Source organism: Enterobacter sp. JBIWA003 (assembly GCF_019968825.1).
In the GTDB taxonomy this organism is placed as follows: domain Bacteria; phylum Pseudomonadota; class Gammaproteobacteria; order Enterobacterales; family Enterobacteriaceae; genus Enterobacter; species Enterobacter quasiroggenkampii.
The window spans coordinates 2,412,786-2,433,998 of record NZ_CP074170.1 but is presented as its reverse complement, the minus strand read 5'-3'; the positions used below and the strand labels follow the sequence as shown (position 1 = coordinate 2,433,998).

The window sequence follows — 21,213 nt, the reverse complement described above, 5'->3', positions numbered from 1 at the left end:
CTAAAACGGGCTGCGAGTATAACAGAGGCTTATGTATTGCGTCAGGCGCTAAGACGAAAACGCGAAACGGCCTGCAATAAAAGATCGGATTGCTTTTGCAGACGTTCAGAAGCATCCGAGGCGTCAGAGACCAGCAAATCCGTCTGACGGGAGACCTGGTTCAGCGCCTGAAGCTGACGCGTCATCTGGTGAATACTGTCTCCCTGACTGAGCGTGGCGGTGGAGATCTCATTAAGCAAACTGCTTAAATTGCCCACCAGACCGGTGACCTGCTGCAGATTCTCTTCCATCAGGGTGACGGCACGAGAACCGTCTTCAATCCCCTGCACCGAGCGGTTGATCAGCTCCTGAATGGTCTGCGTCGAGTGGCTGCTCTTTCTGGCCAGCAGCCCAACCTCCCGGGCAACGACGGCAAATCCGCGCCCCTGATTTCCGGCATGGGCCGCCTCAATAGCGGCATTCAGCGCCAGGATGTTCGTCTGAAACGCCACGCTGTCGATCATCGCCACGATCCCGCGCATCTCGGACGATCGCTCGACGATCGCCTGCATCGACGCGTTTACGGTCGACATCATCTGGTCTCCCCCCACGGCTGCCTGGCGCGCTTCATCGGCCCGGGCGCTGGCGAGTCTGGCATACCCGGTATTGCCTTCAACGTGGCTTTCCAGCGCCGCGATATGCGCCGTCACATCCTCAAGCTCTTTCGCCTGACGTGCCGACTGCTGATACAGCTTCTGGTTACCCTGTGCCAGGGCATCAATGTTCTCCACCATGGTCGCCGTGGCATGGCTGACCTGCGTCACCAGTTGCTGCAGGCCAAGCTGCATCGTGGCAATACTGTCACTAAGCTGCCCAATCTCGCGATTGAAACGCATAACGTTCGGCGGCGTGCCGGAGAGATCCCCTGCTGCCAGCCGGTTGATATGCGCGATGAGCCGACGCAGCGGTGTAATCACCCATCGGGACATACCGAACCAGACGACAGCGGCGATGGCGACTAACAGCACCGGCGCAAACAGGAATAACGTTTGCAGGTCGGAGAGCTGCGCCATGAGGCTCTGACGCCCCTGCATCGCCTGCTTCTCGCTTGCCTGCTGATAGCGCGCATAGTTGTCGTTAAAATCCGTCTGAAACGCCTGCGCCGGGACGGCAAAAAAAGCGTCGATGGTGTTGGTTTTAACCAGACCTTCCGCCTGCTCTTTGATCGCACCGTAGAAAAGTTGATAGCTGTTCACCAGCGCGTCGTCTTTCGGCGGATTCAGCGCCAGCCAGGCCTTCCATGCCTGCTGCGAAACCGTCAGCGCCTTTTGCGCGTCATCCATCAGGCTATGCCAGCTTCCGTCGGAGCCGGTCTCTTTATCCTGCATAAACCAGACGCCGGAGCGGTTGAGGAGATCGCTTGCGGCCAGCAGAGAGACGCGAGCCAAATCCAGCTTGCTCTGCTGCTGCCAGGCCAGCAGGTTGTGCTGCTCGTTGCGCTGGGCTTCGTTCAGGGAGGCATTAAGCAGGAGTGACGAGGAGAGCTGCAGCGCGGAGAAAAGGCCAATGATGCAAAAGATACCCGTCAGCAGGCCAAAGTGACGGGGGGTGAGACGCTGCGCAATACGGCGGAAAATTTGCGTTAGGTTCATAATTAGCTTCATTTACAAGGCGTTAGACGCGAGCGAGTCTACGAAATGAAAATGACAGAACCATTGCAGAATAGTGACAACGGCCCTCGCGATGAGGGCCGAAATTCAAGATTACACGCGATCCTTCCACACCGTCTGCGCATTACAGAACTCGTGCAAGCCAAAGTGGGAAAGCTCGCGGCCAAAGCCGCTTTTCTTCACGCCGCCAAAGGCTACGCGCGCATCGCTGGCGCTAAAGCCGTTGATAAACACCCCACCGCACTCCAGCTCGCGGGAGAAGGTCTCTGCCAGCGCATCACTGGCGGTAAAGACCGTGGCTGACAGACCAAAATCGCTGTCGTTGGCCAGCATCAGGGCGTGCTCCGCATCTTTCGCGACCGTAATGGCCGCGACCGGTCCAAACAGCTCCTGACGGAACGCCGTCATCGACGGGGTGACATTCGCCAGCACGGTTGGCGCATAATAATTCCCCTCGCCGCTGATTTTCTCACCGCCCAGCAGCAACGTTGCCCCTTCTGCCAGCGTCGCCTGCACCTGCTGATGCAGTTCATCGCGCAGATCAAAACGCGCCATCGGGCCCAGATAGTTTTCTTCCTGGTCCGGCGCACCCAGCTTCAGGGCCGCAACCGCATCGACAAAGCGTTGGGTAAAGGTGCCCGCAATACCTTCTTCCACAATGAAGCGTTTGGCCGCCGCGCACACCTGTCCGGTATTCTGGTAGCGGCCTGCTACCGCCGCCTTCACGGCAAGATCCAGGTCGGCATCGTTGAGAACGATGAACGGGTCTGAGCCGCCCAGTTCAAGAACGCATTTCTTCAGCGCGGCCCCCGCCTGAGCACCAATGGCTGCCCCGGCACGCACGCTGCCGGTGACGGTCACCGCCGCAATACGACGATCGTTAATCGCCTGGCTGACGCCGTCGTTGGTGGCGTTCACCCAGCCGAACACGCCTTCAGGGAAACCCGCATCCGCAAAAATCTGCGCGATAAGATCCGCCGAGCCGAGCACGTTGGGCGCGTGTTTGAGCAGATAGCTGTTCCCTGCCAACATAATCGGCACCGCGCCGCGCAGCACCTGCCAGAGCGGGAAGTTCCACGGCATTACCGCGAGGATCGGCCCCAGCGGACGGTATTCAATAACCGCGTTCTGGTTTTCCACCTGCGTGGGTTCCGCACGCAGCATCGCCGGGCCGTGCTCGGCGTACCAGTCGCACAGGCCAGCGGATTTCGCCACTTCCGCCCGCGCCTGCTGAATGGGTTTGCCCATTTCACGGGAGATCGTCTGCGCCATCTCTTCAGCGCGATGACGCAGCGCGGCACCAAGATCGCGCAGCTTTTGCGCCCGGTGGGAGACGCTTTCGCGACGCCACTGGCGATAGCCTGCGTCGGACTGAGAAATCGCGCGTTCAACCTGTTCCGGCGTCGCCCACGGATACGCGGCGAGGGTTTCACCCGTGGCCGGGTTGACAGAGAAGGCATGTGTTGCAGAGGAATAAGTCATGGTGTTCTCCACGTTTTCGGTTGATTAATTGTGGCCCACTCTGCTATTTCTTAAAAATGAATAATACTGACCACCTTATTCACGAAACGAGAACATTATGGATCTAACCCAGCTTGAGATGTTTAACGCCGTCGCGCTGACGGGCAGTATCACCCAGGCGGCGCAAAAGGTGCATCGCGTGCCGTCTAACCTGACGACCCGCATCCGCCAGCTGGAAGCCGATCTGGGCGTTGAGCTGTTTATTCGTGAGAACCAGCGTTTGCGTTTATCCCCGGCCGGGCATAACTTCCTGCGCTACAGCAAGCAGATCCTCGCGCTGGTAGATGAAGCGCGCATGGTTGTCGCGGGGGATGAGCCGCAGGGGTTATTTGCCCTCGGCGCGCTGGAAAGTACCGCCGCCGTGCGCATTCCGGAAACGCTGGCACAGTTTAACCAGCGCTATCCGCGCATTCAGTTTGCCCTTTCGACCGGGCCATCCGGGACGATGATTGATGGCGTACTGGAGGGAACCCTGAGCGCCGCCTTCGTCGACGGGCCGCTGTCGCACCCGGAGCTGGAAGGAATACCGGTCTACCGGGAAGAGATGATGCTGGTCACGCCTGCCGGGCATGTGGAGGTGACGCGCGCCGCGCAGGTCAGCGGCAGCGACGTGTATGCCTTTCGCGCCAACTGCTCGTATCGCCGACACCTGGAGAGCTGGTTTCACGCTGACCGCGCCGCGCCCGGCCGCATTCATGAGATGGAGTCCTATCACGGCATGCTCGCCTGCGTTATTGCGGGCGCGGGCATCGCGCTGATGCCGCGCTCGATGCTGGAGAGTATGCCTGGGCATCATCAGGTGGAAGCCTGGCCGCTGGCAGAAAACTGGCGCTGGCTCACCACCTGGCTGGTGTGGCGACGCGGGGCGATGACCCGCCAGCTGGAGGCCTTTATAGCGCTGCTAAACGAACGTCTTCAACCAGCGCCTTCTCCATAAACAGGCTGAGCGGATCGTCAACGTACGGGGCAAACGCCGGACGCAAATCGTATCCGCACTGTTCATAAAGACGCACCGCGGCATGCTGCTTGATGCCCGTCTCCAGCCGTACCGTATGGCAATGACGGCTCAGAGCTTCATCTTCCAGGGCGGCCAGCAGCATCTCTCCCAGATGCTGGCCACGATGGGCCGGATCAATATAGACCCGCTTCATCTCGCCCGTACCGTCGCCGTTGAGCACGATAGCGCCACAGCCAACGGCCTGAAGCTGCTGGTCGCGAATGATCATCAGGATCAGCGAGGCTTCCGGCAGCGCAGCCAGATCGAGCAGATGATTACTTTCAGCGGGATAGAGTTCGCTCTGATAGCGGTCAAGCGCCGCGATCAGGCTAAGAATGTCCGGGTGACGTGCAGATTCAGAGGTAATGGAATACATGGCAGGCTCCTTGCTTTTTTATGAGGCTAAATTTCAACATAGCGCAGGCCTGCCAGGGTGCTTCATAGTATTAACTTATCGCTCCGCCCTGTTAGCGCAAAAAAACACGCCCTTTCAGATACAGGGTGGCCTGACCGCCGATCAGTACGCGGTCGCCCTTCAGCTCGCAGCGCAGATCCCCGCCACGGTGCGCCCCCTGGTGGGCATAAAGTGACGTTTTACCCAGCTTTTCGCTCCAGTAAGGGATCAGCATGCTGTGGGCAGATCCGGTAACCGGATCTTCGGGCACCCCTTCGCCCGGGCAGAAAAAGCGGCTGACGAAGTCATATTTATCGCCCGGCGCCGTCACGCAGATCATTTTATCCAGCGGAAGCATTGCCCCAATATCCGGCGTTAACGCTTCTACCTGCTGCTGGCTCTCCAGCACCACCAGGTAATCACGACCAACGCGCACCTCTTTTGCCGCTGTGATGCCCAGGCCGCTAAACAACAGCGCAGGTGGGTTCTCGACCACCTCCGTTGACCACGCGGGGAAGTTCAGCGTCAGCCAGTCGCCGCTGCGTTTAACCGTCAGCTCGCCCACGAAGCGCGTGGTGAAGGTGATTTCAGTGTGCGGATAGTCAAGGTATTCGAAAATAACATGCGATGCGGCAAGCGTGGCATGGCCGCACAGGTTAATTTCATCCAGCGTGGTAAACCAGCGCAGCTCAAACCCACCGTCGGTACGGACGAAAAAGGCGGTCTCAGACTGGTTATGCTGCTGCGCCATTTTGAGCAGCGTCTCGTCCGGCAGCCACTCTTCCAGAGGACATACCGCTGCCGCGTTGCCGCCAAAGGTTTTGTCGCTGAAGGCATCCACCAGATAAAAATCAATTTCCTGCATTGTCTCTTCCTCTCTTGTTATGGGTATTTAGCGCAGAAAAACTGTGCCTTTCAGATAAAGTGAAGCCTGTCCGCTCATCAGCACACGCGAGCCTTTCAGTTCACAGCGCACGTCGCCGCCGCGCGCGGAAACCTGACGGGCAAGCATGGCTGTTTTCCCCAATTTTTCGCTCCACCAGGGAATTAGCATGGTGTGCGCGGAGCCGGTGACCGGATCTTCCGGTAAGGAAACGCCGGGGGAGAAAAAGCGGCTGACAAAATCGTATTCCCCCTCACCGCGCGCCGTCACGCTCACCTTATGCTCGCCTGGCGTCATCGCCGAAAAGTGTGGCGCGAGGGCCTCGACCTGCTGGCGATTTTCCAGCACGATCAGCCAGGCGCGCCCTTTACGGGCTTCAACGTAGCGGCTGATACCCAGCGCCGAAAGCATTTCCGGCGGGGGCGTCTCTTCATGGGTTGGACATGCCGGGAAGTCCAGCGTCATCCAGTCCCCCTCCCGGGTGACCGTCAGGCGGCCAGAGGCGGTATCAAAGTGGATCCGCGCGTCCGGGTAATCCAGCTCGGTAAACAGTACGTGCGCCGCCGCAAGCGTAGCGTGACCGCAGAGATTGACTTCGCTAAGCGTGGTAAACCAGCGTAGCTCAATGCCCCCTTTGCTGCAGACGAAATACGCCGTTTCCGACTGATTATGCTGCTGCGCCATCTTCAACAAGATCTCATCGGGTAACCATGCTTTCAGCGGGCACACGGCGGCCGGATTACCGCCAAACGTGGTATCGCTGAACGCATCGACCAGATAAAAATCAATCTCCTGCATTGTCTTACCGCCTGTTTTTATTGTGTTGTTCTTTTATATTCAATGAAAACAGCGTCCCCGGCTACCGCTTTCATAAGGTAAATATTGAGATCTGCGTCACATAATGGTTGAGTTTTCGCCGTTCGACGTTTTAAGATCGTCTCCTCTTCTTTTCAGCAACGAATCTCAGACATCCCTATGACAACGAACACAGTTTCCCGCAGGGTCGCGTGGCTACGCGTGGTCACGCTGGCAGTTGCCGCGTTTATTTTTAATACCACAGAATTTGTGCCGGTTGGGCTGTTGTCTGACATCGCTGACAGTTTCCAGATGGAAACGGCGCAGGTGGGCATTATGTTGACCATCTACGCCTGGGTGGTGGCGCTGATGTCTTTGCCGTTTATGCTGCTGACCAGCCAGATGGAGCGGCGCAAGCTGCTGATCGGTCTGTTTGTCTTGTTCATTGCGAGCCATGTGCTGTCGTTTATGGCGTGGAATTTTACGGTGCTGGTCATGAGCCGAATCGGCATCGCCTTTGCCCATGCGGTGTTCTGGTCGATTACCGCGTCGCTGGCGATTCGCCTGGCGCCGGCAGGTAAACGCGCCCAGGCGCTGAGCCTGATTGCTACCGGTACCGCACTGGCGATGGTGCTGGGTCTGCCGATTGGCCGCATCGTGGGGCAATACTTCGGCTGGCGCACGACCTTCTTCGCCATTGGGATGGGCGCGCTGGTGACACTGGTATGCCTGATTAAACTACTGCCCACGCTGCCGAGCGAACATTCCGGCTCGCTGAAAAGCCTGCCGCTGCTGATGCGTCGCCCTGCACTGCTGAGCATCTACCTGCTGACCGCCATCGTCGTGACGGCACACTACACGGCGTACAGCTACATTGAACCGTTTGTACAGGTGGTGGCGGGCTTTAGCGCCAACTTTGCCACCGTCTTACTGCTGATCCTCGGCGGCGCGGGCATTATTGGCAGCGTGCTGTTTGGCAAGCTGGGTAACCGGCACGCCTCCCTGCTGGTGAGCAGCGCCATCGGCCTGCTGCTGGGCTGTCTGCTGTTATTGATGCCCGCCGCGGGCAGTGAAAGCCATCTGGCGATCCTCAGCCTGTTCTGGGGCGTGGCGATCATGATTATTGGCCTGGGTATGCAGGTGAAGGTGCTGGCCCTGGCGCCGGATGCGACGGACGTCGCCATGTCGCTGTTCTCGGGGATTTTCAATCTGGGCATTGGCGCGGGGGCGCTGGTGGGAAATCAGGTCATCCTGCACGTGTCGATGTCGGCGATTGGCTATCTGGGGGCTATTCCGGCCCTGGTGGCGCTGATCTGGTCGGTACTCATCTTCCGTAAGTGGCCGGTGGCGCTGGAGGAACAGGGGCAGCACGGGTGAGGGTTGTTGGTGCCGGGTGGCGCTGCGCTTACCCGGCCTACAAAACCCGTAGGCCCGTGCAAGCGAAGCGCCGCCGGGCAAGACATCAATGATAGGTCTTAATAATCTCCAGCACGCCGTTAATAATAAACTGCACGCCCATACAGACCAGTAAGAAGCCCATCAGACGGGAAATTGCCTCGATACCGCCCTTACCTACCCAGCGCATAATGGCGCCGGAGCTGCGCAGCGACACCCACACGATAAGACCGATAATCGCAAAAATCAGCGGTGGCGCAACCGTAAGTACCCAGTCCGGGAAAGTTGCGCTGTCACGCACCGTTGACGCGGAGCTGATGATCATCGCGATAGTCCCCGGCCCCGCCGTGCTCGGCATGGCAATCGGCACAAAGGCGATATTCGCACTCGGTTCGGTTTCCAGCTCTTCCGATTTGCTGGTCGCTTCCGGCGACTCATGCGCTTTTTGCGCCGGGAACAACATGCGGAAACCAATAAAGGCCACAATCAGCCCCCCGGCGATACGCAGACCAGGGATGGAAATCCCGAAGGTATTCATCACCACCTGTCCGGCGTAATAAGCCACCATCATGATGGCAAACACATACACCGAGGCCATCATCGACTGATGGTTGCGCTCTGCGCTGTTCATGTTCCCTGCCAACCCGAGGAAAAGCGCCACCGTCGTTAACGGGTTAGCCAACGGCAGCAAGACCACCAGCCCAAGGCTGATTGCTTTAATTAAATCCAACATAGTGCGTTGTCGTCCTTATCCATATTTAACACAGCAATTATAGGGGGAAAGTGTGACATTCAGCCATGGGGGCAACGTAACGATTATTTTCCTTCAGAAAAGATAACTGTCAGTTATCTCTATGATTTGAAAGACCTCAAAAAAAGTTCATGAAACGTTTTAGCAATTCGTGGCATCGGCTGATTCATTCAGTTGACTTATACTTGCCTGAGCAATAATATCTGCCGTGACTAACTACTTGCCAGGGCAACCATTGTGAAAAGCACCAGTGATATCTTTAACGACGTTGTTCCGCTGGGTCGTCTTATTCATATGGTCAATCAGAAAAAAGATCGCCTGCTCAATGACTACCTGTCACCGCTGGATATCACCGCAACACAGTTCAAAGTGCTGTGTTCCATTCGCTGCGAAGTGTGTATCACGCCGGTTGAGCTGAAAAAGGTGCTCTCTGTCGATCTGGGTGCGTTAACCCGCATGCTCGATCGTCTCGTCTGCAAAGGATGGATAGAACGAAGCCCTAACCCGAATGACAAACGCGGCGTACTGGTGAAGCTAACCAGCGATGGCGCGGCCATGTGCGAGCAATGTCATCAATTAGTAGGACAAACACTGCATCAGGAACTAACAAAAAACTTAACGGCAGATGAAGTGGCAACCCTTGAGCTTCTGCTGAAGAAAATCCTGCCGTAAACAGAAAAAAAGAGGTATGACGATGTCCAGACGCAATACTGACGCTATCACCATTCATAGCATTTTGGACTGGATCGAGGATAACCTGGAATCGCCGCTCTCCCTTGAAAAAGTGTCAGAGCGTTCGGGTTACTCCAAATGGCACCTGCAACGGATGTTCAAAAAAGAGACCGGTCATTCATTAGGTCAATATATTCGCAGCCGCAAGCTGACGGAAATTGCCCAGAAACTGAAAGAAAGCAATGAGCCGATCCTTTATCTGGCGGAGCGTTACGGATTTGAATCACAGCAAACCCTGACGCGTACGTTCAAGAACTATTTTGACGTGCCGCCTCATAAGTACCGAATCACCAGCGTGCCGGGCGAATCCCGATACCTGTATCCGTTAAAACACTGTAGTTAATCATCGCCTGTAACAGACGTAACCGAGGAAATCATGAAAGTTATCGCCTCCGCCGCCCTCGCCTTGCTGGTGCTGTTCTCCAGCCAGACCTTCGCGGAGCAAACCCCTCGTGCAACGCAGCAAAATAATCCTGATACGATGATTTTGCCGTCAGCACATGACCAGTCGCCTTATGATTTCAACCACATGGGTGCTGGTAGCGACAAATCCGACGAATTAGGCGTGCCTTATTATAATCAGCACGGCTTCTGATTCGTTTTTGCCCCGCAGATGCGGGGCTTTTTTTATGCCTTTTCGCTTACCCGCGTCGTCCGACGAACCCGCAGACCAAACACGTTAATGTACAGCCCGGCCATGATCAGCACGGCGCCCAACAGCTGCAGCGCGCTCAGCGTTTCATCCAGCAATATCGCCGCACTGGCAAGTCCTACCACCGGTACCAGCAGGGATAACGGCGCGACGCGCCAGGTCTCATACCGCCCCAGCAGCGATCCCCAGATCCCGTAGCCCACAATGGTGGCGACAAAGGCCAGATAGACGAGAGACAGGATCGTGGTCATATCGATGTCGACCAGACTGTTCAGCATCACCGCCGGACCGTCCAGAATACTCGACGCCAGCAGAAACGGAATAACCGGGATCAGTGCGCTCCACACCACCAGCGACATCACCGCCGGGCGCGCCTCGTGCTGCATAATCAGCTTGTTGAAGATATTCCCGCAGGCCCAGCTCAGCCCCGCCGCCAGCGTCAACATAAACCCGAGCAGCGCCACATGCTGACCATTCAGGCTGGCCTCGATCAGCACCAGCACGCCGAACACCGCCAGGGTGATCCCCGCCAGCTGTTTGCCCTGCAGACGCTCGCCAAACACGAACGCCCCGAGAATAATGGTAAAGAACGCCTGCGCCTGTAACACCAGCGAGGCAAGACCCGCCGGCATACCGAACTTGATGGCGCAAAAGAGAAACGCGAACTGGCCAAAGCTAATGGTCAGACCGTAGCCCAGCAGCAGTTTAAAGGGGATCTTTGGACGCGCCACAAAAAAGATGGCCGGGAAAGCGACCAGCATAAAGCGTAAACCGGCCAGCATCAGCGGCGGCATGTTATGCAGCCCCAGCTTAATGACCACAAAGTTGAGCCCCCATACTACGACCACCAGCAATGCCAGCAGCCCGTCTTTCCGCGTCATATCCCGCCCCTGAATTATTAATAATTTGTTAACACTTCAAGGTAACAGAAAAAAGTACATCACGAGAAGATCATTATTTCTGGCAGGCAGCTGAAGCACTTAGGGATAAATCAGGTGCTATACAAGCCCCTTATGTCATGGTAATCCTGTTAACACACATCTAATAAAAGCATAAGCAACTGTCGGGCAGGAATATGAAACCATCTCTCAGGCGCTCAACCGCAGCGCTGCTGGCATCGTCATTGTTGTTAACCATCGGTAGAGGGGCAACGCTGCCGTTCATGACCATCTATCTCACGCGCGTCTACAGCATGAGCGTCGAGAATATTGGTTATGCACTGACCGTGGCGCTGACCATTGGCGTGGTATTCAGCCTGGGATTTGGCATTCTGGCCGATAAGTTTGATAAAAAACGCTACATGCTGATCGCGATTGTGGCGTTTATCGCCGGCTTTGTGGCGATCCCGCTGGTCAATAACGTCACGCTGGTGGTGCTGTTCTTTGCGCTGATCAACTGCGCCTACTCCGTATTTTCGACGGTGCTGAAAGCCTGGTTCTCCGACGTACTGACCTCCAGCCAGAAGGCGCGGGTCTTCTCGCTGAACTACAGCTTCCTGAACATTGGCTGGACGGTCGGCCCGCCGATTGGCACCCTGTTGGTGATGTACAGCCTGCAGCTGCCGTTCTGGCTGGCAGCCTTCTGCGCCGCCCTGCCGCTGGGCTTTATCCATTTCTTTGTGCAAAAAAGCGTGGCGTTAGATACCGCAGAGGAGAAAACGCCCTGGCAGCCGTCGGTCTTGCTGAAAGACCGCGCGCTGTTCTGGTACACGCTCTCTGGCCTGCTGGCGTCCTACGTGGGTGGGTCGTTCGCGAGCTGTATTTCGCAATACGTTCTGGCCGCGCATGCGGACAGTGATTTCGCCGAAAAGGTGGTGGCCGTGGTGCTCCCGGTCAACGCTGCCGTGGTGGTGACGCTGCAATATGCGCTGGGCCGCAAAATCTCAGCCAGCAATATCCGCCCGCTGATGACCCTTGCCACCCTGTTTTTTATCGTGGGACTGGGCGGCTTTATGCTCTCCGGGGAAAACCTGGTTTACTGGGGCATCGCTGCCGCCATTTTCACGCTGGGTGAGATTATCTATGCGCCGGGTGAATACATGCTGATCGACAACATTGCGCCACCGGGAATGAAGGCGAGCTATTTCTCCGCGCAGGCGCTGGGCTGGCTCGGCGCGGCGGCAAACCCGATGATCACCGGTATCATCCTGACCAACCTGCCGCACTGGTCCTTGTTTGTGATCATGATGGTCGCCATCGCCATGGCCTGGCTGATGATTTTGCGCGGGATGAGCGTGAAAAGTGAAGATAGCGTGTCGGGTGGCGCTGCGCTTACCCGACCTACAAAACCCTAATCGTAGGCCGGGTAAGGCGAAGCCGCCACCCGGCAAAAGCAAAAACCTAGTGGTGCAACATCTCCTCCACCACCTGCTCTTTATACATCTCGTTCGGGTAATAGGTCGGCCAGTTATCCATCTCTTTCAGCAGCGCCTCCTGAGAAGTGTTGCCCATGAAGATATGGAAGTGAGACGAGGCCTTCGGTCCGATGGTATGGTCGCTAAACTGCACGAACTTCGGCGCCTTGCTAGCGGCATCCTTACACTCAAACAGATAGCGAACACCTTTCTTACCTGACGCGTAGGTCAGAATTTTGTAGCCGCTGTAATCATACTGACACCGGCTGACCGCTTTGCCCTGATGGAATTCCATCACGTTATTTTCGATGCCGATGGCATCCACATCCGTCACATATCCCGTGCGGTAGTAGGCTTTCACCTCATCAAAGGATTTGCTTTTATCCTTCTGCGCTTTCTGTTTAAAGACCGGATCCAGCGAACCATCGAGCAGGAACGGATAGACCGACTGCCAGGTCCCGTCCCAGTCAGACAGCGCTCTGTCCTTCACGTCTTTATCCTCAAACACGCCGTTCGCCGCCTTCTGTTCCGCTTCGGTCATCTGATGGCCGTGCGAGTGAGCAAACAGCTGGCCGCTGACCAGCAGCGCCCCCAGAGTCATGGCAAATTTTCCAATATGTGCAGCCAAAGTAACGCCCTCATTCCGTTTTATAAGAATGAGAATGTTATATTATAACATTTCAGATCGCAACCAGGCCGCGCACGCCCTCCTGCTCCATGTTTTCGCCCCGCCCGCGCTGAATAATGGTGCCGCGGGACATCAGCAGATAGCTGTCGGCCAGCTCGGCGGCAAAGTCGTAAAACTGCTCCACCAGCAGGATCGCCATGTCACCTCTGTTTGCCAGGGTGCGGATCACGTGGCCGATCTCTTTAATAACGGAAGGCTGTATGCCTTCGGTCGGTTCATCCAGGATCAGCAGCTGCGGACGGCTCGCCAGCGCGCGCCCAATCGCCAGCTGCTGCTGTTGCCCGCCGGAGAGATCTCCCCCGCGACGATGCTTCATCTCTTTGAGCACCGGGAACAGGTGCCAGATCTCCTCCGGCACCTGCTTCGCCTCGCGGGCGGAAAATCGCGACAGTCCCATCTGGAGGTTCTCCTCCACGGTCAGGCGCGGGAAAATCTCCCGTCCCTGCGGGACATACGCCACACCAGACTGTACCCGCTGGTGCGGTTTACTGTGGGTGATCGTTTTTCCCTGCCAGATGACCTCCCCGGTTTTCGCCGGGATCAGCCCCATCAGACACTTCAACAGCGTGGTTTTCCCCACGCCGTTGCGACCCAGCAGACAGGTGACTTCACCGGTGACGGCCTCAAAGCTCACGCCGCGCAGGATATGGCTGCCGCCGTAATACTGATTCAGTTCGTTGACCTGTAACATTCCCTCTCCTTAACGTCCCAGATAGACCTCAATCACCTGCTCGTTGGCCTGCACCTCGCGAAGCGACCCTTCCGCCAGCACCCGCCCCTGATGCAGCACGGTCACATGGTCGGCGATGGTTTCAACAAAGCCCATATCGTGCTCCACCACCATCAGGGAGTGTTTGCCCGCCAGCGTTTTGAACAGCTCTGCGGTGTATTCCGTTTCTGCGTCGGTCATTCCGGCGGCGGGTTCATCCAGCAGCAGCAAATGCGGGTCCTGCACCAGCAGCATGCCGATCTCCAGAAACTGCTTTTGTCCGTGGGAAAGCAGCCCGGCGCGGCGGTCGCGCTCGCCGGTCAGCCGCAGTAAAACCAGCATCTCGTCGATCCGATCGCGCTGCTCGCCGTTGAGTTTTGCCCGCAGGCTCGCCCAGACGGACTTATCGGTTTTCATCGCGATCTCCAGATTTTCCCACACCGTCAGCGCCTCAAAGACCGTGGGTTTCTGGAATTTACGCCCGATGCCCTGGCGGGCGATGGCCGCAGGCTCCAGCGCGGTCAGGTCGATGGACTGATCGTAAATCGCCCTGCCGCTCTTTGGCCGCGTTTTGCCGGTGATGACGTCCATCAGCGTGGTTTTACCCGCCCCGTTGGGACCGATCACGCAGCGCAGCTCGCCCACGCCGATATTCAGCGAGAGATCGGTCAGGGCCTGAAAGCCATCAAAATTGACGTTAATCGCCTCAAGCTGCAGGACCGGGTCGGTCTGATCGCGGTAGCGATCGCCGGGTAACTGGCGGGTGAATAATCCTTCGGCTGGCTGCATTATTTTTCTCCCTTACGAAACAGTCCGTAGACGCCGCGCGGTAAAAACAGCGTAACGGCGATAAAAATCAGCCCCAGAAACAGCTGCCAGTATTCCGGCATCGCAACGGTGAAGAAACTTTTCGCCCCGTTCACCAGCGCCGCGCCAATCACCGGCCCCACCAGCGTGCCGCGCCCACCCAGCGCCACCCAGATGGCGGCCTCTATCGAGTTTGTCGGCGACATTTCCCCCGGGTTGATAATGCCCACCTGCGGCACATAGAGCGCCCCCGCCAGACCGCACAGCACGGCAGAGAGCGTCCACACCAGCAGCTTGAACCCGCGCGGATCGTAGCCGCAAAACGTTAGCCGGTTTTCGGCGTCGCGAACGGCGGTCAGAATGCGGCCAAACTTGCTCTTCGCCAGCGCAAACCCGGTGCCCAGGGCCAGGAGCAGCAACAGCACGGTGGCCAGAAACAGCGCGATACGGGTCGTCGTTTCCGTTACTGAAAACCCGAGCAGCGTGGTGAAGCCGGTAAAGCCGTTATTGCCGCCAAAGCCGGTTTCGTTGCGAAAGAACAGCAGCATCCCGGCATAGGTCAGCGCCTGGGTCATAATCGAGAAATAGACCCCTTTGATCTTCGAGCGGAAGGCAAACCAGCCAAATACCAGCGCCAGCAGCCCCGGCACCAGCACAATCAGCACCAGCGCCCAGGCAAAATGCTGGGTGCCCCACCAGAACCACGGCAGTTCGCTCCAGGAGAGAAACGACATAAACGCAGGCAGACCGTCACCTGCAGCCTGGCGCATCAAGTACATGCCCATCGCGTAGCCGCCCAGCGCGAAGAAGATCCCGTGCCCAAGCGACAGCATACCGGCATAGCCCCACACCAGATCCAGCGCCACCGCAACGATGGCATAGCAGAGGATCTTGCCAATCAGCGTCAGCATCCAGGTCGACAGCGCCAGCGGATGCGTCGCAGGCAGTAAGGCGAAAAACGGTAATATCAGCAAACACACCACCAGCAGGCTACCTGCTATCTGCGTGGTGCGTGGCGCTTTACGCGCCAGCGTTAAGGTCAGCGGCTGGCTCATCAGTCAATCACCCTCCCTTTCAGCGCAAACAACCCCTGGGGGCGTTTCTGAATAAACAGCACGATCGCCACCAGAATCACGATTTTGCCCAGCACCGCCCCCATCTGTGGTTCAAGGATTTTATTAAAGATCCCCAGACCAAACGCCGCGGCCACGCTGCCTGCCAGCTGGCCTACGCCTCCGAGCACCACCACAAGGAAGGAGTCGATAATATAGCCTTGTCCCAGCTCCGGCCCGACGTTACCGAGTTGCGATAACGCCACGCCGCCTAACCCCGCAATGCCGGAGCCAAGCCCGAACGCCAGCATATCGACGCGCCCTGTCGGTACCCCGCAGCAGGCGGCCATGCTGCGGTTTTGCGTCACCGCCCGCACATTGAGCCCCAGACGGGTTTTATTGAGAATGAGCCAGGTGAAGAACAGCACCAGCAGCACGAAGCCCAGCACCACAATGCGGTTCCACGGCAGCGTCAGGTTGGCAAAAACCTGCACCCCGCCGGAGAGCCATGCCGGGTTCGCCACCTCGAGGTTCTGGGCGCCAAAGGTCATGCGCACCAGCTGGATAAGCATCAGGCTGATGCCCCACGTCGCCAGCAGCGTCTCCAGCGGACGACCGTACAAATGACGGATCACCGTGCGCTCCAGCACCATTCCAATGCCCGCCGTCAGGCAGAACGCGACCGGCAAGGCGATAACGGGATAGAGCGCCAGCCACTGGGGTGCAAGCCCGGCCATCGCCTGCTGCACCATCCAGGTGGCATATGCCCCCAGCATCAGCATCTCGCCGTGGGCCATGTTAATCACGCCCAGCAGGCCGTAGGTGATAGCCAGCCCCAGCGCGGCCAGCAGCAGTACCGATCCGAGGGACAGCCCCATAAACGCCTGGCCCAGCAGATCGCCCCACATCAGTCGGTGCTGGATCTGGCTAAGACTCTCTTCTGCGGCCGCGCGAACGCCGCTATCCGGCTCCGTCTGTGGCTGGGTAAACGGGGTGAGTCTGGACTGCACGTCCGGATCGTCGGACTGGCCTAACAACGCCACGGCCTTGCGGCGCACCTCGGCCTGCGGGCTTGCCAGCTGGAGATTCGCGACCGCCAGCAGCAGCGCCTGACGCGCCACGGCATCCGTTTCATCGCTCACTCGCTTTTCCAGAAAAGCGAGCATGTCGGGCCGGGCATCGCGCTGCAGCTGACGCGCCGCCGCCCGCCTTTCGGTGACACTGTCACTCACCAGCTGATGCGTGGCGATGGCGGTCGCAGCCAGCACGCGCAGCCGGTTCGTCAGACGAACGGCTTTGGTTGGGCCCTCTGCCATCTGACTTTCCCCCAGCGGGATGACGTTGCCATTGCGTTGTGCAAAGGCGTGCTTTTGCGTATCGACGTAGAGATTTTCTTTCTGCAGCGCCTCAAGGAGCGGCAGTCTTGACGCATCCGGCGCGGCGGCCCACTGCGTCAACAAATCCGCCTGCTGGCTGCGGCTGGCGGCAACAAAACGATCGGCATCCGATGCCTGCACCATCCCTGGCAGCAGTCCGGAAAGCCATACAAGAGCGATGAACAGGCGCATGGCGTTCATGACGTTTCTCCCTGCGGTGATGGCTTAGTTGCTGGCGGTTTTCATCGGCTGGTCGGGCTTTTTGTCATTCCCGGCGATGAACGGACTCCACGGCTGGGCGCGTACCGGCTGTTCGGTCTGCCACACCACGTTAAACTGACCGTTGCCTTCGATTTCACCGATCATGACCGGCTTATGCAGATGATGGTTGGTGGCATCCATGGTGAGCGTAAAGCCTGAAGGCGCCTTAAAGGACTGACCGGCCATCGCCGCACGCACTTTGTCCACATCGGTTGTGCCTGCTTTTTCCACCGCCTGCGCCCACATATGAATCCCCACGTAAGTCGCTTCCATCGGGTCGTTGGTCACCACGGTGTCGGCGTTCGGCAGCTTGTGCGCCTTCGCATAGGCTTTGTAATCCGCCACGAACGCCTGGTTAGTCGGATTATCGACGGACTCAAAGTAGTTCCACGCCGCCAGGTTACCCACCAGCGGTTTGGTGTCGATCCCGCGCAGCTCTTCTTCACCGACGGAGAATGCCACTACCGGCACGTCGGTCGCTTTCAGCCCCTGGTTAGCCAGCTCTTTGTAGAACGGCACGTTGGAGTCGCCGTTGATGGTCGACACCACGGCGGTTTTGCCGCCCGCAGAGAATTTTTTGATGTTGGCGACGATGGTCTGGTAGTCGCTATGACCAAATGGGGTATACACCTCTTCAATATCCTTATCCTCCACCCCTTTCGAATGCAGGAACGCGCGCAGGATCTTGTTGGTGGTGCGCGGGTAAACGTAATCGGTGCCCAGCAGGAAGAAGCGCTTCGCCGCGCCGCCGTCTTCACTCATCAGGTATTCCACCGCCGGGATAGCCTGCTGGTTCGGCGCCGCGCCGGTATAGAAGACGTTTGGCGACATTTCCTCGCCCTCATACTGCACCGGATAGAACAGCAGGCCGTTCAGCTCCTCAAAGACCGGCAGTACGGATTTGCGCGACACCGACGTCCAGCAGCCGAATACCACTGCCACTTTATCCTGGCTCAGCAGCTGACGGGCCTTTTCGGCAAACAGCGGCCAGTTTGAGGCCGGATCCACCACCACCGGCTCCAGTTTCTTACCCAGCACGCCGCCTTTGGCGTTGATCTCGTCGATGGTCATCAGGGCAACATCTTTCAGCGGGGTCTCGGAGATAGCCATCGTGCCGGAAAGAGAATGCATGATCCCCACTTTGATGGTATCGGCCGCCTGCGCGCCAAAACTCATCCCCATCGCCACGACGGACGCTGACAACGCGAAGGCTTTTAGTAAAGTACGACGGTGCATATTTTCACTCCTGAAAAAGAACGCTGTGCGAAAACGTCCGTTACGGCGTGGACGCGGAAAAAATGTGTCAGCGAAGCAGGAGCAAAAAGAATGCCAGAATGGAGATAGCGCTATTTCTGGGAGGGGAACGCCGGATGTAAAGAGAACGTCTCACAATGGCACAGCGCTGCACTTTTATAATGCAGCGCTGAGGAGGAAGGTTTTACCAGACTTCGCTGGCGATCTGCGTGACCAGACGGACTTTGTCCCACTGCTGGGATTCGCTCAGGCTGTTGCCCTCTTCGGTAGAGGCAAAGCCGCACTGCGGGCTAAGGCAAATTTGCTCTTTCGCCACGTATTTCGCCGCCTCTTCCAGACGGGCTTTAATCCCCTCCGGGTTCTCCAGCTCGCCGTTTTTCGTGGTAATAAGACCCAGCACCACCTGCTGCTTGCCCGGGCGGACAAAGCGCAATGGCGCAAAATCCCCGCTGCGGTCGTTATCATATTCGAGGAAGAAGGCGTCAACGTTGACGGTTCCGAACAGCACTTCCGCTACCGGCTCGTAGCCGCCCTCGGAAATCCAGGTGGAGCGGAAATTGCCGCGACAGACGTGCAACCCGATGGTCAGGTCGTCCGGCTTGCCCTCCAGCGCCTTGTTCAGCACGCGGGCATAGATGCGCGCCAGCTCATCGGCGTCGTCGCCGCGCTCGCGGATCTGACGGCGCTGATCGTCCGAGCAGAGATAGGCCCAGACGGTGTCATCCAGCTGCAGATAACGGCAGCCCGCATCGTAGAAGGCCCGAATGGCGTCGCGCCAGGTGGTGGCCAGGTCATCAAAATAGACGTTCAGGTCCGGGTAGACGGTCGCGTCAATGTCTTTGCGACCGCCGCGGAAATGCAGCACGCTCGGGCTGGGAATGGTCATTTTCGGCTGGGCGTTCCCGCTGATGCTTTTCAGATAGCGAAAGTCTTCCAGCATCGGATGCTCGCCAAAGCCCAGCTTGCCGGTGACGCGTACGCCGTGGGCTTTGGTTTGCACGCCGTTAAACTGGATGCCCTGCTGCGAATCGTAACGCTCAACGCCCTGTAGACCATCGAAGAAGTCGAAGTGCCACCAGGCACGACGAAATTCTCCGTCGGTCACCACATGCAGGCCGCACGCACACTGCTGCTCGACGACGTGGCGAATGGCCTCGTCCTCCACCGCGCGAAGCTGCCCGGCATCAATCTCACCGCTGGCAAATTTCAGGCGAGCCTGCTTGATGGCATCCGGGCGTAAAAAACTGCCGACTACATCGGCGCGGAACGGGGCGTGGTGTCGTTGCATGGAAATCTCCTCAGCCTGCCGGCAATAATTGCCCGCAGTGATAATTCATCATTTGAAGCTTTAGACTTCTGGATGTCTAAATGTCCAAAAACAATGTCATACCTCACCGGTGCCGGCAAACGAGAAAATTTCACGGGTGTTGAAAAAAATTCATCTTCACAGCGCGGCGACGGACGCCTCGCTGGCAAACGCGTAGCGTTCATCTTCCCAGCCGGTGATCCCACCGAGCATGATTTTGACCGGCAGCCCGAGACGCGCCAGCTTCAGCGCGGCTCTGTCCGCGCCGTTACAGTGCGGCCCTGCGCAGTAGACGACGAACAGCGTCCCTTCAGGCCATTGGGCCATGCGCTCAGCAGTCATCTGGCTCCACGGCATATGCAGAGCGCCCGGCACATGGCGACGGGCAAACTGCTCCGGGCTTCCCACAACGTGCAGTAAAACAAAGTCCTGCTCATTATGCGTGATGGCATGATGCACATCGGCGCAGTCGGTTTCGACGCTCAGGCGGCGCAGGAAATGGGTAACGGCTTCCTGCGGCTCGGCAGCTGGAAATTCAGTAACATAGCTCATGATCCTTCCTCATCTTTGGCGTTTGTGTTAACACTACTCTATCCACAAATTCAGCCCGTGAATGCGCTCGCTTATGCCAGAAAACAGCAAAAAGATGACAACGTTAAGACAGATTGCCCGCCCGAAGGTGGTGGTGCTGGCGTATGACGGTCTGTGTACCTTTGAGTTTGGGGTGGCGGTGGAAATCTTCGGCCTGCCGCGCCCCGAGTTGGGCGACGACTGGTATCGTTTTGCCGTGGCAAGCGTTGACAGTGGTGAGCTTCGGGCGACAGGCGGGATCCGTATCATTACCGATGGCGATCTCTCCCTGCTTGAGTCTGCCGATCTGATCGTGGTGCCGGGCTGGCGTGGGCTGGACTCGCCGGTGCCGGACGCGCTCCGCAACGCATTACGTCAGGCCAGCGCGCGAGGCTGTCAGCTGCTCTCCATCTGCTCGGGCGTATTTGTGCTGGCCGCCTCGGGGCTGCTGAACGGACGTAAAGCCACGACGCACTGGCGCTACATTGAGACGCTAAAAACCCGCTTCCCTGACATCGACGTGGTCGAGGATGTGCTCTACCAGGACGAAGGCGATATACTGACTTCCGCAGGCAGCGCGGCGGGGATCGATCTCTGCCTTCACGTTGTACGAAGAGATTATGGGATGGAAACCGCCAACAGCGTGGCGCGTCGGCTGGTCATTCCCCCTCATCGGGATGGCTCTCAGCCGCAACAGCTGAGTCGCCCGGTGGCGCAGCTGCGCGAAAGCCAGCGCCTTGGTCAGCTGTTTGATTTTCTGCACACGCATCTTACCGAGCCGCACAGCGTCGACTCGCTGGCGCGCCGCGTCGGTATGAGTCAGCGCACGTTTCTTCGTCGCTTCGAAGCGGCAACGGGAACGACGCCTGCCCGCTGGCTACTCAATGAACGCCTGCTGCGGGCGAAAGATTATCTTGAAAGCAGCCGTTTAAGCATCGACAGCATCGCGGAACAGACCGGGTTTGGTCAGGCATCGACGCTGCGTCATCATTTCCGCCAGCAGTTCGCGATTTCCCCGGCCCAGTACCGTAAACAATTTTCTCATTCCGGTACTGCGCGCTGAGGCGT

Annotated in this window: 22 protein-coding genes; 7 read left to right on the top strand and 15 right to left on the bottom strand. The window is 57.9% G+C overall.

Going from position 1 to position 21,213, the window contains the following annotated elements; genetic code table 11:
• Positions 1 to 41 precede the first annotated feature (41 nt).
• Together KGP25_RS11670 and sad are read right to left on the bottom strand one after the other, a co-directional pair.
• The gene (locus tag KGP25_RS11670) at positions 42 to 1,631 is read right to left on the bottom strand and encodes a methyl-accepting chemotaxis protein (protein ID WP_126533879.1); all 1,590 of its coding nucleotides are present in this window, start codon (positions 1,629 to 1,631) and stop codon (positions 42 to 44) included.
• A 111-nt stretch (positions 1,632 to 1,742) separates the two neighbouring features.
• On the bottom strand, positions 1,743 to 3,131 hold the full coding sequence (gene sad, locus KGP25_RS11665; protein ID WP_223540501.1) for a succinate-semialdehyde dehydrogenase: 1,389 nt from the start codon (positions 3,129 to 3,131) through the stop codon (positions 1,743 to 1,745).
• 97 nt (positions 3,132 to 3,228) lie between these two features.
• Between sad and KGP25_RS11660 the strand changes: the two genes are divergently transcribed.
• Positions 3,229 to 4,107: a LysR family transcriptional regulator gene (locus KGP25_RS11660; protein WP_223540499.1), complete on the top strand. Its 879-nt coding sequence runs from the start codon at positions 3,229 to 3,231 to the stop codon at positions 4,105 to 4,107.
• Here KGP25_RS11660 and KGP25_RS11655 read toward each other — a convergent pair.
• From KGP25_RS11655 to KGP25_RS11645, 3 genes are all read right to left on the bottom strand, one after another.
• Positions 4,061 to 4,543 (bottom strand): GNAT family N-acetyltransferase, encoded by a 483-nt coding sequence (locus KGP25_RS11655; protein WP_048030483.1) that lies wholly within the window; start codon positions 4,541 to 4,543, stop codon positions 4,061 to 4,063. The genes KGP25_RS11660 and KGP25_RS11655 overlap by 47 nt on opposite strands.
• A 91-nt stretch (positions 4,544 to 4,634) precedes the next feature.
• Complete coding sequence (locus tag KGP25_RS11650) at positions 4,635 to 5,426, bottom strand: PhzF family phenazine biosynthesis protein (RefSeq protein WP_223540498.1); 792 nt, start codon at positions 5,424 to 5,426, stop codon at positions 4,635 to 4,637.
• A 27-nt stretch (positions 5,427 to 5,453) separates the two neighbouring features.
• The gene (locus tag KGP25_RS11645; RefSeq protein ID WP_223540496.1) at positions 5,454 to 6,242 is read right to left on the bottom strand and encodes a PhzF family phenazine biosynthesis protein; all 789 of its coding nucleotides are present in this window, start codon (positions 6,240 to 6,242) and stop codon (positions 5,454 to 5,456) included.
• Positions 6,243 to 6,419: 177 nt separating this feature from the next.
• Here KGP25_RS11645 and KGP25_RS11640 point away from each other — a divergent pair, with 177 nt between their 5' ends.
• Complete coding sequence (locus KGP25_RS11640; protein ID WP_223540495.1) at positions 6,420 to 7,616, top strand: sugar transporter; 1,197 nt, start codon at positions 6,420 to 6,422, stop codon at positions 7,614 to 7,616.
• A gap of 85 nt (positions 7,617 to 7,701) precedes the next feature.
• Here the strand turns inward: KGP25_RS11640 and KGP25_RS11635 are convergent, their stop codons facing one another.
• Positions 7,702 to 8,367: a MarC family NAAT transporter gene (locus KGP25_RS11635; RefSeq protein ID WP_032651801.1), complete on the bottom strand. Its 666-nt coding sequence runs from the start codon at positions 8,365 to 8,367 to the stop codon at positions 7,702 to 7,704.
• 255 nt (positions 8,368 to 8,622) lie between these two features.
• Here KGP25_RS11635 and marR point away from each other — a divergent pair, with 255 nt between their 5' ends.
• Genes marR through marB form a run of 3 tightly spaced genes read left to right on the top strand, consistent with a single transcriptional unit; the run spans position 8,623 to position 9,712 of the window.
• Positions 8,623 to 9,057 (top strand): multiple antibiotic resistance transcriptional regulator MarR, encoded by a 435-nt coding sequence (gene marR / locus KGP25_RS11630; RefSeq protein WP_008502236.1) that lies wholly within the window; start codon positions 8,623 to 8,625, stop codon positions 9,055 to 9,057.
• Between the two features lie 22 nt (positions 9,058 to 9,079).
• Positions 9,080 to 9,460 carry an MDR efflux pump AcrAB transcriptional activator MarA gene (marA, locus tag KGP25_RS11625; protein ID WP_008502237.1) on the top strand — a complete coding sequence of 127 codons (381 nt, stop codon included), beginning with the start codon at positions 9,080 to 9,082 and terminating at the stop codon, positions 9,458 to 9,460.
• A gap of 33 nt (positions 9,461 to 9,493) precedes the next feature.
• Positions 9,494 to 9,712, top strand: coding sequence for a multiple antibiotic resistance protein MarB (gene marB, locus KGP25_RS11620; RefSeq protein WP_008502238.1), 219 nt, complete (start codon positions 9,494 to 9,496; stop codon positions 9,710 to 9,712).
• A gap of 32 nt (positions 9,713 to 9,744) precedes the next feature.
• Here marB and eamA read toward each other — a convergent pair whose 3' ends face one another.
• Entirely contained in the window at positions 9,745 to 10,650 is a 906-nt protein-coding gene (gene eamA / locus KGP25_RS11615; RefSeq protein WP_021242508.1) for an O-acetylserine/cysteine exporter, read from the bottom strand.
• 194 nt (positions 10,651 to 10,844) lie between these two features.
• Here eamA and ydeE point away from each other — a divergent pair, with 194 nt between their 5' ends.
• A complete protein-coding gene (gene ydeE / locus KGP25_RS11610) occupies positions 10,845 to 12,062 on the top strand; it encodes an efflux MFS transporter YdeE (protein ID WP_045910532.1) in 1,218 nt (405 codons plus the stop codon).
• 46 nt (positions 12,063 to 12,108) lie between these two features.
• Here ydeE and zinT read toward each other — a convergent pair whose 3' ends face one another.
• The 8 genes from zinT to KGP25_RS11570 form a co-directional block, all read right to left on the bottom strand.
• On the bottom strand, positions 12,109 to 12,750 hold the full coding sequence (zinT, locus tag KGP25_RS11605; RefSeq protein ID WP_223540493.1) for a metal-binding protein ZinT: 642 nt from the start codon (positions 12,748 to 12,750) through the stop codon (positions 12,109 to 12,111).
• A gap of 52 nt (positions 12,751 to 12,802) precedes the next feature.
• Complete coding sequence (urtE, locus tag KGP25_RS11600) at positions 12,803 to 13,501, bottom strand: urea ABC transporter ATP-binding subunit UrtE (RefSeq protein ID WP_223540492.1); 699 nt, start codon at positions 13,499 to 13,501, stop codon at positions 12,803 to 12,805.
• Positions 13,502 to 13,510: 9 nt separating this feature from the next.
• Positions 13,511 to 14,308, bottom strand: a complete 798-nt coding sequence (gene urtD, locus KGP25_RS11595) for an urea ABC transporter ATP-binding protein UrtD (RefSeq protein ID WP_223540491.1) — start codon at positions 14,306 to 14,308, stop codon at positions 13,511 to 13,513.
• A complete protein-coding gene (gene urtC / locus KGP25_RS11590) occupies positions 14,308 to 15,381 on the bottom strand; it encodes an urea ABC transporter permease subunit UrtC (RefSeq protein ID WP_196364585.1) in 1,074 nt (357 codons plus the stop codon). The genes urtD and urtC overlap by 1 nt, the downstream gene beginning before the upstream one ends.
• Positions 15,381 to 16,955, bottom strand: a complete 1,575-nt coding sequence (urtB, locus tag KGP25_RS11585) for an urea ABC transporter permease subunit UrtB (protein WP_223540490.1) — start codon at positions 16,953 to 16,955, stop codon at positions 15,381 to 15,383. The genes urtC and urtB overlap by 1 nt, the downstream gene beginning before the upstream one ends.
• 24 nt (positions 16,956 to 16,979) lie before the next feature.
• Positions 16,980 to 18,251 (bottom strand): urea ABC transporter substrate-binding protein, encoded by a 1,272-nt coding sequence (gene urtA, locus KGP25_RS11580; RefSeq protein WP_023618714.1) that lies wholly within the window; start codon positions 18,249 to 18,251, stop codon positions 16,980 to 16,982.
• Between the two features lie 202 nt (positions 18,252 to 18,453).
• The gene (locus tag KGP25_RS11575) at positions 18,454 to 19,557 is read right to left on the bottom strand and encodes a cobalamin-independent methionine synthase II family protein (protein ID WP_045910526.1); all 1,104 of its coding nucleotides are present in this window, start codon (positions 19,555 to 19,557) and stop codon (positions 18,454 to 18,456) included.
• Between the two features lie 156 nt (positions 19,558 to 19,713).
• The gene (locus KGP25_RS11570) at positions 19,714 to 20,127 is read right to left on the bottom strand and encodes a rhodanese-like domain-containing protein (RefSeq protein WP_008502248.1); all 414 of its coding nucleotides are present in this window, start codon (positions 20,125 to 20,127) and stop codon (positions 19,714 to 19,716) included.
• A 73-nt stretch (positions 20,128 to 20,200) separates the two neighbouring features.
• On the opposite strand from KGP25_RS11570, the gene ftrA reads away from it, so the two are divergent.
• Positions 20,201 to 21,208 carry a transcriptional regulator FtrA gene (gene ftrA / locus KGP25_RS11565; RefSeq protein WP_167210587.1) on the top strand — a complete coding sequence of 336 codons (1,008 nt, stop codon included), beginning with the start codon at positions 20,201 to 20,203 and terminating at the stop codon, positions 21,206 to 21,208.
• Positions 21,209 to 21,213 lie beyond the last annotated feature (5 nt).

What these genes read in the sequence shown, in the direction of transcription:
- KGP25_RS11670 (WP_126533879.1), bottom strand. Translation starts at nt 1,631, where the DNA reads ATGAACCTAACGCAAATTTTCCGCCGTATTGCGCAGCGTCTCACCCCC.
- sad (WP_223540501.1), bottom strand. Translation starts at nt 3,131, where the DNA reads ATGACTTATTCCTCTGCAACACATGCCTTCTCTGTCAACCCGGCCACG.
- KGP25_RS11660 (WP_223540499.1), top strand. Translation starts at nt 3,229, where the DNA reads ATGGATCTAACCCAGCTTGAGATGTTTAACGCCGTCGCGCTGACGGGC.
- KGP25_RS11655 (WP_048030483.1), bottom strand. Translation starts at nt 4,543, where the DNA reads ATGTATTCCATTACCTCTGAATCTGCACGTCACCCGGACATTCTTAGC.
- KGP25_RS11650 (WP_223540498.1), bottom strand. Translation starts at nt 5,426, where the DNA reads ATGCAGGAAATTGATTTTTATCTGGTGGATGCCTTCAGCGACAAAACC.
- KGP25_RS11645 (WP_223540496.1), bottom strand. Translation starts at nt 6,242, where the DNA reads ATGCAGGAGATTGATTTTTATCTGGTCGATGCGTTCAGCGATACCACG.
- KGP25_RS11640 (WP_223540495.1), top strand. Translation starts at nt 6,420, where the DNA reads ATGACAACGAACACAGTTTCCCGCAGGGTCGCGTGGCTACGCGTGGTC.
- KGP25_RS11635 (WP_032651801.1), bottom strand. Translation starts at nt 8,367, where the DNA reads ATGTTGGATTTAATTAAAGCAATCAGCCTTGGGCTGGTGGTCTTGCTG.
- marA (WP_008502237.1), top strand. Translation starts at nt 9,080, where the DNA reads ATGTCCAGACGCAATACTGACGCTATCACCATTCATAGCATTTTGGAC.
- marB (WP_008502238.1), top strand. Translation starts at nt 9,494, where the DNA reads ATGAAAGTTATCGCCTCCGCCGCCCTCGCCTTGCTGGTGCTGTTCTCC.
- eamA (WP_021242508.1), bottom strand. Translation starts at nt 10,650, where the DNA reads ATGACGCGGAAAGACGGGCTGCTGGCATTGCTGGTGGTCGTAGTATGG.
- ydeE (WP_045910532.1), top strand. Translation starts at nt 10,845, where the DNA reads ATGAAACCATCTCTCAGGCGCTCAACCGCAGCGCTGCTGGCATCGTCA.
- urtE (WP_223540492.1), bottom strand. Translation starts at nt 13,501, where the DNA reads ATGTTACAGGTCAACGAACTGAATCAGTATTACGGCGGCAGCCATATC.
- urtD (WP_223540491.1), bottom strand. Translation starts at nt 14,308, where the DNA reads ATGCAGCCAGCCGAAGGATTATTCACCCGCCAGTTACCCGGCGATCGC.
- urtC (WP_196364585.1), bottom strand. Translation starts at nt 15,381, where the DNA reads ATGAGCCAGCCGCTGACCTTAACGCTGGCGCGTAAAGCGCCACGCACC.
- urtB (WP_223540490.1), bottom strand. Translation starts at nt 16,955, where the DNA reads ATGAACGCCATGCGCCTGTTCATCGCTCTTGTATGGCTTTCCGGACTG.
- urtA (WP_023618714.1), bottom strand. Translation starts at nt 18,251, where the DNA reads ATGCACCGTCGTACTTTACTAAAAGCCTTCGCGTTGTCAGCGTCCGTC.
- KGP25_RS11575 (WP_045910526.1), bottom strand. Translation starts at nt 19,557, where the DNA reads ATGCAACGACACCACGCCCCGTTCCGCGCCGATGTAGTCGGCAGTTTT.
- KGP25_RS11570 (WP_008502248.1), bottom strand. Translation starts at nt 20,127, where the DNA reads ATGAGCTATGTTACTGAATTTCCAGCTGCCGAGCCGCAGGAAGCCGTT.
- ftrA (WP_167210587.1), top strand. Translation starts at nt 20,201, where the DNA reads ATGCCAGAAAACAGCAAAAAGATGACAACGTTAAGACAGATTGCCCGC.